General features: G+C 51.7%; 13 protein-coding genes and 4 pseudogenes. 4 read left to right on the plus strand and 13 right to left on the minus strand.

The window, feature by feature from the left end; all coding sequences use genetic code 11:
• Window positions 1-272: 272 nt before the first annotated feature.
• From fliR to fliF, 13 genes and pseudogenes are all read right to left on the minus strand, one after another.
• On the minus strand, window positions 273-1,058 hold the full coding sequence (gene fliR, locus ACUU1M_RS15170; RefSeq protein WP_000983186.1) for a flagellar biosynthetic protein FliR: 786 nt from the start codon (window positions 1,056-1,058) through the stop codon (window positions 273-275).
• A gap of 8 nt (window positions 1,059-1,066) precedes the next feature.
• Window positions 1,067-1,336, minus strand: coding sequence for a flagellar biosynthesis protein FliQ (gene fliQ, locus ACUU1M_RS15175; protein WP_000187358.1), 270 nt, complete (start codon window positions 1,334-1,336; stop codon window positions 1,067-1,069).
• A 9-nt stretch (window positions 1,337-1,345) separates the two neighbouring features.
• Window positions 1,346-2,083, minus strand: coding sequence for a flagellar type III secretion system pore protein FliP (gene fliP, locus ACUU1M_RS15180; protein WP_001253318.1), 738 nt, complete (start codon window positions 2,081-2,083; stop codon window positions 1,346-1,348).
• On the minus strand, window positions 2,083-2,448 hold the full coding sequence (gene fliO, locus ACUU1M_RS15185) for a flagellar biosynthetic protein FliO (RefSeq protein ID WP_001298519.1): 366 nt from the start codon (window positions 2,446-2,448) through the stop codon (window positions 2,083-2,085). The genes fliP and fliO overlap by 1 nt, the downstream gene beginning before the upstream one ends.
• A gap of 2 nt (window positions 2,449-2,450) precedes the next feature.
• Window positions 2,451-2,864 carry a flagellar motor switch protein FliN gene (gene fliN, locus ACUU1M_RS15190; protein ID WP_001282086.1) on the minus strand — a complete coding sequence of 138 codons (414 nt, stop codon included), beginning with the start codon at window positions 2,862-2,864 and terminating at the stop codon, window positions 2,451-2,453.
• Window positions 2,861-3,865: pseudogene (fliM, locus tag ACUU1M_RS15195) on the minus strand (flagellar motor switch protein FliM). The gene fliN and the pseudogene fliM overlap by 4 nt, the downstream one beginning before the upstream one ends.
• A 4-nt stretch (window positions 3,866-3,869) precedes the next feature.
• On the minus strand, window positions 3,870-4,334 hold the full coding sequence (gene fliL, locus ACUU1M_RS15200) for a flagellar basal body-associated protein FliL (protein WP_000133104.1): 465 nt from the start codon (window positions 4,332-4,334) through the stop codon (window positions 3,870-3,872).
• Between the two features lie 104 nt (window positions 4,335-4,438).
• Window positions 4,439-5,566, minus strand: a pseudogene (locus ACUU1M_RS15205) (flagellar hook-length control protein FliK).
• Window positions 5,563-6,006: a flagellar export protein FliJ gene (gene fliJ / locus ACUU1M_RS15210; RefSeq protein ID WP_152029004.1), complete on the minus strand. Its 444-nt coding sequence runs from the start codon at window positions 6,004-6,006 to the stop codon at window positions 5,563-5,565. The pseudogene ACUU1M_RS15205 and the gene fliJ overlap by 4 nt, the downstream one beginning before the upstream one ends.
• 18 nt (window positions 6,007-6,024) lie before the next feature.
• Complete coding sequence (gene fliI / locus ACUU1M_RS15215) at window positions 6,025-7,398, minus strand: flagellar protein export ATPase FliI (protein ID WP_000213276.1); 1,374 nt, start codon at window positions 7,396-7,398, stop codon at window positions 6,025-6,027.
• Window positions 7,398-8,084 (minus strand): flagellar assembly protein FliH, encoded by a 687-nt coding sequence (gene fliH, locus ACUU1M_RS15220; RefSeq protein WP_001282675.1) that lies wholly within the window; start codon window positions 8,082-8,084, stop codon window positions 7,398-7,400. Before fliH ends, fliI begins: the two co-directional genes overlap by 1 nt.
• On the minus strand, window positions 8,077-9,072 hold the full coding sequence (gene fliG, locus ACUU1M_RS15225) for a flagellar motor switch protein FliG (RefSeq protein ID WP_000067944.1): 996 nt from the start codon (window positions 9,070-9,072) through the stop codon (window positions 8,077-8,079). The genes fliH and fliG overlap by 8 nt, the downstream gene beginning before the upstream one ends.
• A pseudogene (fliF, locus tag ACUU1M_RS15230) lies at window positions 9,065-10,723 on the minus strand (flagellar basal-body MS-ring/collar protein FliF). Before fliF ends, fliG begins: the two are co-directional and overlap by 8 nt.
• Before the next feature lie 214 nt (window positions 10,724-10,937).
• Here fliF and fliE point away from each other — a divergent pair.
• The 4 genes and pseudogenes from fliE to ACUU1M_RS15250 all read left to right on the plus strand — a co-directional run.
• Entirely contained in the window at window positions 10,938-11,252 is a 315-nt protein-coding gene (fliE, locus tag ACUU1M_RS15235; protein WP_001274302.1) for a flagellar hook-basal body complex protein FliE, read from the plus strand.
• Between the two features lie 344 nt (window positions 11,253-11,596).
• Window positions 11,597-11,929 (plus strand): multidrug efflux SMR transporter EmrE, encoded by a 333-nt coding sequence (gene emrE / locus ACUU1M_RS15240; protein ID WP_001070440.1) that lies wholly within the window; start codon window positions 11,597-11,599, stop codon window positions 11,927-11,929.
• A gap of 168 nt (window positions 11,930-12,097) precedes the next feature.
• Window positions 12,098-12,649 carry a Raf kinase inhibitor-like protein YbcL gene (gene ybcL, locus ACUU1M_RS15245; protein WP_152029005.1) on the plus strand — a complete coding sequence of 184 codons (552 nt, stop codon included), beginning with the start codon at window positions 12,098-12,100 and terminating at the stop codon, window positions 12,647-12,649.
• A 9-nt stretch (window positions 12,650-12,658) separates the two neighbouring features.
• Window positions 12,659-13,371: pseudogene (locus tag ACUU1M_RS15250) on the plus strand (helix-turn-helix transcriptional regulator); the annotation flags it as partial.

Here is a 13,371-nt window from a genome sequence, read left to right on the forward strand (position 1 = left end):
CTCAATGCGTAACGATAATTCCCCTTACCTGAATATTTCATCATGACTAAACGGAACAACATGGGTCACCTAATGCGTCACTCTCGCAATTTTTCAGGCGGACTTACTATCCCGTAAAGTGTTGTATAATTTGCCTGGAATTGTCTTAAAGTAAATGTTGCGATATGTGAGTGAGCTTAAAACAAATATTTCGCTACAGGAGTATCCTGGAAGATGTTCGCAGATATTATTTTTCGGATAATCCTTAGGGTAGCATGATAAACGTTACGGAATTATATTAATGGTAATTCACTAATAATATCAGCCAGCAAATTAAAAATTTCACTGAATAAATGTTCGCAAAAAGGCGCAATTAACGGCATTAATGCCGCCATTAAAGAGATGCCGACAGTCAGAGTTAATGGAAATCCAATAACAAAAATGGATAATTGCGGGGCCATACGATTCAGTAAACCTAATGCCAGATTCAGGGTCAGCAACAGAGTAATGAGCGGTAACGCCAGCATCAGCCCGTTAAGGAAAATCAAACTCCCTGCTTTGGTGGGTGCCAGAAACGCATTGCTGTTCAACGGTTCGCTACCAATCGGCAGGGTGTGAAAGGTATCGACCAGCAGTGAAATCAACCATAAATGACCGTTAAATGTCAGGAACAGCAGTAATGCCAGCATATCCATGATGCGCGCTAAAACGGGCATATTGAGATGGCTGCCAGGATCGACAAATGTCGCAAATGACAGCCCCATTTGCAGACCGATAATTTCGCCAGCGGTTCGCACAGCGGCAAAGGCAAATTGCATGGTAAAACCAAGCGCAATGCCGATCAGGATCTGCTGCACGGCCAGCCACAGAGCAAAGAACGAAAAAACAGGAACATCGTTGGCAGGTAATGATGGGGCAATGGCGAACGTGATCATCATTGCCAGACCCAGTTTTACCCGTTTCGGCACGCTGCGTTCGCTCAGAATTGGCGCGGTAGAAATGAGCGCCAGCACGCGCAGTAACGGCCAGAAGTACAGGTTTAACCAGGAAAGCCATTGATCGCTTGTCTCCTGCATCATTGTACGGGCTACCCGATGATATACGGCAGGTTAGTGAACAAGGTGCGGACGTAATCCAGCAACAGATTGAGCATCCACGGTCCGGCAATAATGATGGCGATAAATACGGCGATGATTTTCGGAATAAACGACAGCGTCATTTCGTTAATCTGCGTGGCTGCCTGCAAAATACTGATGATAAGGCCCGTGACCAGCGCTACCAGCAACAGCGGGGCTGCCAGTGCCAGCGCGACTTTCATCGCTTCAGTTCCCATCATCATGACCGATTCAGGTGTCATTTTGCCTCTCTAGCTGTAAAAGCTCTGCGCCAGCGAACCGACCAGCAATTGCCAGCCATCCACCAGTACAAACAGCATCAGTTTAAAGGGCAGAGCAATGGTGGCGGGGGGAACCATCATCATCCCCAATGCCATCAACACGCTGGCAATCACCAGGTCGATAATCAAAAAAGGGATGAAAATCGTGAAGCCTATCTGAAATGCGGTTTTCAACTCGCTGGTCACGTAGGCCGGGAGCAAAATGCGCATCGGCACAGCTTCAGGCCCCTGCAACGGGCCGGTATTCGCCAGTCTGGCAAACAACCCTAAATCTGCCTCGCGGGTCTGACGCAGCATAAACTCACGCAGCGGCTGCGCCCCTTTTTCCAGCGCCTCCTGCATTGAGATTTTCTCTTCGCTGAATGGCTGGTACGCATCGACATAAATTTTGTCGATCACTGGCGACATAATAAAAAAGGTCAAAAACAGTGCCAGCCCCAGCAATACCTGGTTAGGTGGCGCGGAGGGCGTTCCCAGCGCGTTACGCAATAAACCAAAAACAATAATGATGCGGGTGAAACTGGTCATCATCAGTAAAATCGCTGGAATGAACGTCAACGAGGTGATGAACACCAGCGTCTGCACCGGGAGCGACCAGCTTTGTCCACCGCCAGGTAGCGGCTGGCTGGTGATACCCGGCAGTTGCGCGAAGGCGAGGGGCGTAATCAGCCAGAGAAGGACCGGTGCGACAGAAAACAAACGACGCATCAGGATCTCCCGCCACGCTTAAGCAAATTTTTCATGACCGACTGAAAATCGGTCTGCGGTATCTCTTCCGTTGGTGCTGAAGGGGGAAGTTTATGCAGCAGATTGATTTGCCCTGCGGTAACGCCGAGCACCAGCCGTGCATCTTCCACATCGACCACCACGACCCGTTCACGCGCGCCCAGCGAAGCACTGGCGCTAATTTTCAGACCGTTAACGCCAGTGCGTTTAGGGGCAAATCCCAGCCGTTTTACCAGCCAGGCAGCAGCGAGGATCAGGGCAATAATGGCGATGAGTGCGCCGCTCACCTGCAGCAGTGGCTCAGCAGAAACCGGCGCGGAAGATTGCACAGTAGCATGGTTATTCATCACTAACGGCTCAGGCGGCGCATCCGCTCGGACGGGGTAATGATATCGGTGATCCGCACGCCATATTTATCGGCAACAACCACCACTTCGCCCTGGGCGATTAAATAACCGTTGATCAGAATATCCAGCGGTTCGCCCGCCAGACCGTCCAGCGCCACGACTGACCCTTGCGTCAGACGCAACAGCTCTTTGATGGTCATCCGCGTACGGCCCAGCTCGACGGTCAGCTTGACCGGAATATCCATAATCAGGTCGATATCCTGCAACGTTCCGCTGACATCACCACCGCCAAATTGCTGGAACACCGCGTCGGCAGCGCTTTTTTCGCTGGTTGATTTTTGCTCGCTCAACGCTTCAGCCCACAGATCGTCCATTGCGCCGTTGTTGTCATCGGCCGGATTATTCATGTCACTCATTTGGGCTGTTCCTCGTTCAGAGAATTTAAAATCGGGTTAATCAAATGTTCTATCCGTAACGCATACTGACCGTTGAGAGTGCCGTACTGACTGGTCAGAACCGGGACGCCGTCAACATGGGCGATGATGCGATCGGGTTTTTCTATCGGCAGGACGTCGCCGGGTTTCAGTTTTAAAATCTGCGACAGGCGTAGCTAGATATCGGCAAAGTTGGCCACCAGTTCCAGCTGTGAATGCTGCACCTGGCGCACCAGGTTATCGCGCCAGTTCTGATCTTCATTACGCGAGTTTTCCAGCGGCGGGTTAACCAACAATTCCCGTAGCGGCTCGATCATGCTGAATGGCAGGCAGATATTAAATTCGCCGGTCAGGTTGCCAATCTCCACATGGAACGGCGTGTTAACCACAATGTCGTTCGGCGAGGTGGTGATATTGGTAAATTTCACCTGCATTTCCGAACGCACGTACTCAACTTCCAGCGGATTAATCGCTTTCCAGGCGTCGCTATAGCCTTCCAGCGCCAGCTTCAACATACGGTTGATGACGCGCTGTTCAGTATGGGTAAACTCGCGACCTTCCACTTTGGTCGGGAAGCGTCCATCGCCGCCAAACAGGTTATCCACGGCGATAAACACCAGACTCGGCGAGAACACTACCAGCCCTGTGCCGCGTAGCGGTTTCAGGTGGATTAGGTTCAGGTTGGTCGGCACCGGCAGGTTGCGGGCAAATTCATGGTACGGCTGAATGCGGATGGCCCCGACGGTAATGTCCGGGCTACGGCGCAGCAGGTTGAACAGCCCCATACGAAAATGGCGGGCAAAGCGCTCATTAATGATTTCCAGCGCCTGCAAACGTTCGCGCACAACCCGTCGTTGGGTATTCGGATCGTACGGACGAATGTCACTTTCGCCGCTAACACTGGCTGTCGGTTCGTCTTTGACTTCGCTGTCACCATTCAACAGCGCATCAATTTCAGCTTGAGAAAGAATACTATCGCCCATGTCGTTATCGCAGAATAAAAGCGGTATACAGCACGTCGGTGACATCCTGTTTCGGTTGCCCGGCAACAAGCGGGGTGGAAAGTGTGGTTTTAATGTCGGCAATCAGGTTTTTCTTGCCTTCTTCTGTCGCCAGTACGGCAGCATCCTGACGTGAAAACAGTAACAGCAAGCGACTACGGACTTCCGGCAAATACTCACTCAGCCGCGAGCGGGTTGCTTCATCTTTCAGTCGCAGGGTTATGCCGATATAAAGCACGCGATCCGCATCGCCCAAATTGACCGTAAAGGTATCCAGCGCATAGAAGACCGGGGAGGGCACGACGCGTTGCTGCGCTTTGTCGTCAGCGGCAACCTGATGCGAATGCCAGTAGCTGTAACCTGCGCTGGCACAGGCCGCGAGGGTAATGAATACCAGAATCGGGATCCAAAGCGATCGCTTGCTTTTCTTGCTTATCGCGTAATCAGTCATGTGTTGCGGTCTTCCTGTGTCGCTACTGCTTATCGGCTAATTATCCTGCGTCTTGAGCGCAACAAAGCGGGGAAAAGACGCGGATTACGGTGCTACCTCTGACGTTAGGCGAAAATATCAACGCCGCTGTTACCTGTTACACGCCCTTGTAAAGAGACGGGAACCGGAAGCGTATCGTCGTCTTCCCCCGCCAGAGGTTCATGGTTTGCTGTGCGTTGGCTTTGCTGTTGCTGGGAAGCGGCCTGCTGCTGACCACTAAAGCTTTCGCCACTAATGTTGCTTTGCCCTAACTGAATGCCACTTTCGGCCAGCTGCGTACGCAGTACCGGCAGCGCTGCTTCCAGGGCGGCGCGTACGTGCTGATGCGGTGAAATCATCTGGATCTGCGCCTGGTTATCATCCACTTTGAGGGAAATTTGCACTTCACCTAAATCCTGTGGGTGCAGACGCAACTCTGCACTTTGTTGCCCCTGGCGGGTGAACAGCGAAATATGCTGGCTCAATGATTATTGCCATTCGTGAGAACCCAGCGGTGCACTCAAAACAGGCGCGGCGACGGTGGGCAGTGGCTGTGTCTGGTGTGGAGTGATTAGCGGGCTGGCGTCAGCGGTCACCGGCGAAGGCGTGCTGATGACTTCCGCTTTACTCTGGGCTTCTGCTACCAGCGGTGTTAATGGCTGAGCTGGTGTGCCGGGGGCGTCATCAGGCTGTGCTGTAGTGAGTTGCGCAGAAGTCAGTTTTGTGAAGAGCGTTGGTTTCTCTGCCGGTAACACGGTTGACGGTGCATCAGTCACTTTGGGCGTATTGTCAAAACCCGGCAACATCGCAAAAAGGGCGCTCAGACTTGCGGTGACGTCTTCATTAAGATCATCCGCTTTTTCGTCTTTTGTCGTATTTTTGTCAGCCACCGCAGCCAACGTCATCGTCTGAGCGGTGGTTAACGGTGTTGATGTGGATTGTTCGTCGTTGATGACAGGAAGTGTTTCATCCACAGGGATCAGTAAATCCGCTTGTTGCGCATCGGCAAGAATATCGCTGACCAGCGGCTCGCCTTTTGTCGTGGGCTTATCTGTTGCCACCAGCAACTGGGGGGCCGCTTTGTCAGTTGTTGTCTCGCCTGCTAATGCTTCGCTCAACAACGTGAGAAAATCTTGTGCAGCATCGCTGGCTTTGCAGCCAGGCAATGTGGTGGTGTCAACGTCGGCGGTAATCAAGGGCGCTAAGCGAATCATTCAGGTTTCCTCATGGCGGCGCGCTGGGCGAACTCATCCATCTTTTTCTGATCGAGGCGGTTTTCTGCAAGCAGTGCCGCCGTGGATTGCCGTTCCTGCAGTGTCTGCCAGGCCTGCAAACGTTGTTTCTTTTCTCGCCAGCTGTTCAGGGCAATGTCAACTTTCTGCGTCCACTGATTAAGTTGCTGGCGATGCTGAGTAATGGCTTTTTCCAGCGTCTGGATAAACTGCTGATAGTTGATCCAGCGGTTGCTGGTCATCCCGGCACTCATATCGCTATTGAAGTTATTGCGATATTCATTCTGATAATCGATCAGCATTTTGAGCTGTTCTTCCGCCTGCTGACATCCGCGACGCATTTCACCCAGCAGGCGAGCGGCATCCTCTACCTCTTTTTCTGCCAGATCTTTCAGGGTCGCCAGCGCACCATGTTCCGCCATCTGCCGTTATCTCCTGGGTTATGACACTGTCGGGAAAATACGCTCCAGCCCCTGGATAGACGCTTCCCAGTCCGCGCGTTCAAAAATGCCTTGTTGCAAATAGCCCTCCAGCTGCGGCCACAGGGCGATGGCTTTATCGAGCATCGGATCGCTGCCTTTGGCATACGCGCCGACGCTAACCAGATCGCGGTTACGCTGAAAACTCGACAACAGCTGTTTGAAGGTGCGCACTCGCGCGTAATGTTGCTCACTGATCAACGCCGTCATTGCGCGACTGATCGACGCTTCAATATCGATAGCCGGATAGTGCCCGGCTTCCGCCAGTCGGCGAGACAGCACAATGTGACCGTCGAGGATTGCCCGCGCGGAGTCAGCAATGGGGTCCTGCTGGTCATCGCCTTCGGTGAGCACGGTATAAAACGCGGTAATCGAGCCGCCGCCGCTAATGCCATTACCGGCACGCTCGACCAGTGCCGGTAATTTGGCAAACACCGACGGTGGATAACCTTTAGTGGCAGGTGGTTCGCCAATCGCCAGCGCAATTTCACGCTGGGCCATCGCGTAGCGGGTGAGGGAGTCCATAATCAGCAACACATGCTGACCACGATCGCGAAAATCTTCGGCAATGCGCGTGGCATAGGCGGCACCTTGCATTCGCAGGAGCGGAGAAACATCCGCCGGAGCGGCAATCACCACTGAGCGCGCACGTCCTTCGGCACCGAGGATATTCTCAATAAAATCTTTTACTTCGCGCCCACGTTCACCAATCAAACCCACGACAATGACATCGGCGCGGGTGTAACGTGCCATCATCCCCAGCAGCACACTTTTACCAACGCCCGACCCGGCAAACAGCCCCATACGCTGCCCGCGTCCGACGGTAAGCAGGGCATTGATTGGGCGCACGCCGGTGTCCAGCACATGTTCAATCGGTGTACGTTGCAACGGGTTAAATGGCGGGGTAATCAGCGCACCGGTTTCCGTCGTATCGGGGAAGGGCAGGCCATCGAGCGGTTTACCGCTACCGTCCAGAACACGACCTAATAACGCCGGACCGAGCGGCAACTGCTTGCCGCTTTGCAGCCCTTCTGCCGAAATGTTTTTGGCATATACACGCGCGCCGGGCAGGACACCTTCCACTTCCTCCAGCGGCATTAAAAACAGCCGTTGACCGTTAAAGCCAACGACTTCGCTTTCTACTTCGTGCGTTTCGCTGCCGTTCTGGCGCTCAATGACACAGGTTGCGCCGAGCGGCAATTGTAATCCGGTGGCTTCCAGCACCAGCCCGGTAGCGCGGGTTAATCGCCCGTAGCGACGTACCGCAGGCAACTGCGCCATTTTGGCTTCAAAGTTATCCAGCGTGGTTAGCCAGCGAGTCAGGCGCGTGGTCATTACACCACTCCTGGTGCTGCCAGACGGCAGAGTTCTTGCCAGCGAGTGGCGACACTGGCGTCGAGATCGCCTTCATCGGCGGAGACTTTACATCCGCCAGGGTGGAGGGTGGGATCGCCCCGCAAGCGCCAGCCATGCAAACTTAAAGTTGCGCCGAGCATATCATCCACACGTTGCAGATCATCCGGGTGTACGCGCAGCTGTGGTTTCCCGCTGAATAACGGTTCTTGCTGCAACAACTGTTGGATCTGTTTGATCAGTGCCGAGTTATCCACCGTTGGTGTCTGACCGATCACCTGACGTGCTGCCTCCAGCGCCATCTGCATCAGGCGCGAAGCTATCACACTATCAAGCGCATCAAGGGTAGTTTGAAATTCGCTGACCAGTTGCTGCATCCGGGCATGAATTGGCGCTTGTTGAGCCTTCGCCTCTGCCAGACCTTGTTCCAGCCCCTGGGCCAGTCCTTCCTGATAGCCCTGTTCGTGACCTTGCTGGCGACCTTCGGCAATCCCCGCCTGATAACCCTGCTCGTGGGCCTGCATTTGCAGTTGCGCCAGTTGCTGCTCAAGGCTGGGTTCGGCCTCTTCAATAATGGTTTCTTCCGACTCGATCATTGGCACAAACTCTGCCGGTGGTGGCGCGAGATCGTCCGGCGTCCAGGTTTTCCACGGCAGATTATCAGACATAGGTATCCTCGCCGCTGCCAATCACCATCTCGCCAGTTTCGGCAAGACGGCGCACAATCAGCAGAATCGCTTTCTGTTCGTTTTCGACCTGCGACAGACGCACCGGACCACGGTTGGCGAGATCGTCGCACAGAATATCGGCGGCACGCTGCGACATATTGCGCAGGAATTTCTCGCGCAGTGGCTGCTCGGCCCCTTTCAGCGCGATCAGCAGCGATTCGGAATCCACTTCCTGCAACAGACGTTGAATGCTGCGATCATCGACATCCACCAGATTCTCGAACAGGAACATCTCGTCGATGATTTTCTGCGCCAGCTCGCCGTCGAATTCACGCACGGCGGTAATAACGGCTTCTTCCTGCTGCGTTTTCATCAGGTTGATAATTTCGGCTGCCGTTCTCACGCCGCCCATTTTGCTGCGCTTGAGATTCTGACCGTCGAGCAAGCCATTCAGTACTTCGGTCAGTTCGGCCAGCGCGGCTGGCTGCACGCCGCCAAAGGTGGCGATACGCAACATCACGTCGTGGCGCAGACGTTCATCGAACAACGCCAGAATATCGGCGGCCTGGGCGTGCTTCAGATGCACCAGAATGGTGGCGATAATTTGCGGATGCTCATCGCGAATCAGATCGGCGGCGCTCTGCGGCTCCATAAAGTTGAGCGTTTCAATACCGCTGGCGGTATCGCGGGTTTCGAGAATATCTTCCAGCAGGCTGGCGGCACGTTCTTCACCCAGAGCTTTGACCAATACCGAACGCAGATAATCGTTGGCGTTGATATTCAGTGCAGCAAACTGTTCAGCTTCTTGCTCAAACTCCGCCAGCACATCGGTTAGCTGCTTGTTGGAGATCTGCGTGACGTTCGCCATTGCAGCGCTCAGGGTTTGCACTTCGCGCTGGGAGAGGTGCTTGAACACCTCTGCCGCCCGGTCTTCGCCAATGGTCATCAGCAGGATGACGCTTTTATCGGTGCCTGTCAGGTTACTCATGATCGTTATTTATCCACTGGCGAATGACCAGCGCCACCACGCGCGGATCGTTATCAGACATTTCACGGATACGCTGGCTCATGACTTCTGCCCCCAGTCGTTGGTTAGCGCGCCGTTGTTGGAGTTGTTCGTCTTTGCTCAGACGGACTTCCACCGCATCTTCCACTTCCTCGCGGGCCTGCGCCTGTTGCTGCACAGTCTTCACCGCCTCGGCGCGACGTGTTAGCTGCGGGCGTACCGCTTTCCGCCACAGCAACCACGCCACCAGCAGTACCAGCAACCAGCGACCGGCAGCCAGCAACTGATCGATAAACACTTGCTGTTGCCAAAACGGCAGTGCTCCGCCGCTTTCGTTACTGCTATTGAACGGCGAGTTAACAACATTGAGCGAATCACCGCGTTTTTCAGAAAAGCCCATCGCCTCGCGGGTCAGAGCTTCAATTTGCTTCATCTGTTCGTTGCTGAGAGGCAATGGTTTACCGTCTGGCAAGGTTTTGTAATTCACCACTACCGCGACTGACAGACGTTGCACATCGCCCACGTTCATTTTGGTATGACGAATGGTGCGATCGACTTCGTAGTTACTGGTTTCATTCCGCTGTGTGCTACGCGGCCCACTATTGCTGGTGGTGCTCGCCTGCTGCTGGCGGTTATTTTGATTTGTCGGAGGCGTGCTGATTGGCGCGTTATTCGCAGGTGCCGGTTGATTCGACAACGCCCCCGGTACGCCGCCCGGATAACCGGAACCGCTTTGCTCGCTCTCATTAAGCTGGCGTGAACGAAGCGCCGCATGAGATTCATCACCGTTAGGGCGATACTGTTCTTCCGTTTGTTCTTTACTGGCGAAGTCCAGTTGCGCCGTGACCTAGGCGTGAATATTACCGTTACCAACAATAGGCGACAGGATCGCTTCAATACGCCGCTGAATACGGCCTTCGACATCGCTGGCATATTTCAACTGAGCGTCATTAAGATCGCGCCCGCTGGTATTGGACTGGGTTAACAGATGCCCGCCCTGATCCACCAGCGTGACGTTTCCAGGCGGCAGACCAGCAACCGCGCTGGAAACCAGATGTACAATAGCGCTAATTTGCCCTTCATCGAGTGCGCGGCCGGGTAACAGATTTACCGTCACCGATGCAGAAGGGGATTTTTGTTCACGGACGAATAAAGACGGTTTCGGCATTGCCAGATGTACGCGCGCCCCTTTTACCGGGCCGATAGTTTCGATGGTACGAGAAAGCTCGCCTTCCAGCGCCCGCTGATAATTCACCTGTTCGCTGAACTGGCTGATACCAAACTTTTCCTGATCGAGCAGTTCGAAACCGACCGCGCCGCCTTTGGGCAAACCTTGTTGCGCCAGGCGCAGGCGCAGTTCGTGAACTTTATCTGCCGGAACCTCAATAGCGCCGCTGGCTTCGCTGAAGCGGTAAGGAATATTCATTTGCGTCAGTTGGCTGACAATTGCGCCACCATCCTGATCGGAAAGATTGCTGAATAATGTGCGGTAGTCGGGGGCTTTCGCCCACAGGATCAGTGCGACCATGACCGCCACTGCCGCGGAACCGGTAACAATCAATGGAATTTTCGGATTCGCACGCAGGCGATTAAGCCACTCAAGAGATTTTGTCTGGGCTGCAGTCGCATTCATCGCGCACCTCGTGGCTGATTATGGACGGCGTTATTGGCAAAGTGGAACAAGACTCACTCTCGGGTCAGCAAACTCGAAAAATTGACGCTCCCATTATTTGTGCTTTCGTTTTTTTCTATCCGCCAATAAACCCGTTTTTTTGTTGCTATTTAGCGCCTTTGTCTTATTGACTTACTGGTAGGCTTTGTTACCAGAAATTATCCGGGAGACGAAAATGTCAGCGATACAGGGGATTGAAGGGGTTATCAGCCAGTTACAGGCTACGGCGATGAGTGCGCGTGCGCAGGAATCACTGCCGCAACCGACCATTAGTTTTGCCGGGCAGCTGCACGCCGCGCTCGATCGCATAAGCGATACACAAACAGTCGCCCGCACGCAGGCAGAAAAATTCACCCTCGGTGAACCCGGCGTGGCGCTAAACGATGTGATGACCGATATGCAAAAAGCCTCAGTTTCTATGCAAATGGGGATTCAGGTGCGTAATAAGCTGGTGGCGGTGTATCAGGAAGTGATGTCCATGCAGGTGTAGGTTGTGTAACCTGTTGACTATGCTTGTTTAATTATATCCGATCCCACAGCGTGGGGCATGGATGGGGCAAACTCACTCAATTTCTGGTTTAAAATGGATACCTGATCCTGGTTGTTTTCTGCCATCCACGATCCGTAAACGCGATAACATGTTTTGTCTTCGCTTTGCTCCCAGGAAGAGTGAACTCATTCGTTAGCCTGGGGTTCCTTCTGATCATTATTGTTCCTGCCTTTATCTCTTGCCACGCCAGAGCCCCTTGGATACACATACACCAGGATGAAAACGGTGAGTTGTGTTCAAACTGTAGTACAATTCTCTCCAGTATGAACAGGAAAGAATATGCTATGAACCCTTATATTTATCTTGGTGGCGCAATACTTGCAGAGGTCATTGGTACAACCTTAATGAAGTTTTCAGAGGGGTTTACACGGTTATGGCCCTCTGTTGGCACAATTATTTGCTATTGTGCATCATTCTGGTTATTAGCTCAGACGCTGGCTTATATACCTACAGGGATTGCTTATGCTATCTGGTCAGGAGTCGGTATCGTTCTGATTAGTTTGCTTTCCTGGGGATTTTTTGGTCAACGACTGGACCTGCCAGCTATCATAGGCATGATGTTGATTTGTGCCGGTGTGTTAGTCATTAACTTGTTGTCACGAAGTGCACCGCATTAAAAAATAATTATCCTTGAGATAACAGGAATCTGATTTGTACATATTATGGCTAATGTTCGGGGCACCTTTATAATTATGATTGCATTTGCGCGATCATTGCGCCTTTATGCATAATGAGATCAAGGCACATCAAATAAAATAACGATAGGTCACAACAATGAGGTTTTTATGAAAAAACTTATCGTTTCAAGTGTATTGGCATTCATAACATTTTCTGCGCAGGCCGCAGCATTTCAGGTCACTAGTAATGAAATAAAAACAGGAGAGCAACTTACAACGTCTCATGTATTTTCTGGATTTGGGTGTGAAGGTGGTAATACATCGCCCTCATTAACCTGGTCTGGTGCTCCTGAAGGCACCAAAAGCTTTGCCGTAACTGTGTATGATCCAGATGCTCCTACAGGCAGTGGATGGTGGCACTGGACTGTTGCTAATATTCCAGCAACTGTAACATATTTGCCCACTGATGCAGGAAGACGTGATGGTACAAAACTTACGACTGGTGCTGTTCAAGGCCGAAATGATTTTGGTTATGCAGGATTTGGTGGAGCATGTCCTCCCAAAGGAGATAAACCCCATCATTACCAGTTTAAAGTATGGGCTCTAAAAACTGATAAGATTCCTGTGGATTCTAATTCCAGCGGAGCGTTAGTTGGTTATATGCTTAATGCCAATAAAATTGCAACCGCTGAGATAACACCAGTTTATGAGATAAAGTAGGGTAAGAGTATGCTGGCAAAAGATAAGTCTAACCTAAAGATTGAAGAAATACGGATGCATAAACATCATGAGATTCACAGGGTTAAGCCTCTTATGCCAGCTTTATGTCGTATCCGTCAGGGAAAAAAGTTATCAATTGGGAGACGCATAGTCTAACTGTTGATAATAATCAGATAATATTATTTCCCTGTGGATATGAATTTTATATTGTGAATTATCCAGAAGCAGGTCTTTATCTTGCAGAAATGCTTTATTATCCCATTGATCTAATTGAAAAGTTTCAAAAATTTTATGCGATAACTGATCAAATTCGTAACACGACAGGTTTCTGCTTACCTCAGAACCCCGAGTTAATATATTGTTGGGAGCAACTAAAAACATCTATTTCCCGAGGCTTCTCAACGCAAATTCAGGAACACTTAGCAATGGGCGTTCTACTTTCATTAGGAGCACATCATGTTAATTGTTTACTTTTATCAGATAGTAAACAATCATTAATAAGTCGTTGTTATAACCTAATGCTATCCGAACCTGGAACAAAATGGACAGCAAACAAGGTAGCGAGATATCTCTACATTTCTGTTTCCACATTGTATCGCCGTCTGGCAAGCGAGGGAATAAGTTTTCAAAGTATATTGGACGACGTGAGGTTAAATAATGCGTTGTCTGCTATACAAACGACAGTAAAACCCATCAGCGAGATTGCCAGGGAAAATGGTTAC

The organism is Shigella sp. SIG6, from assembly GCF_053555815.1.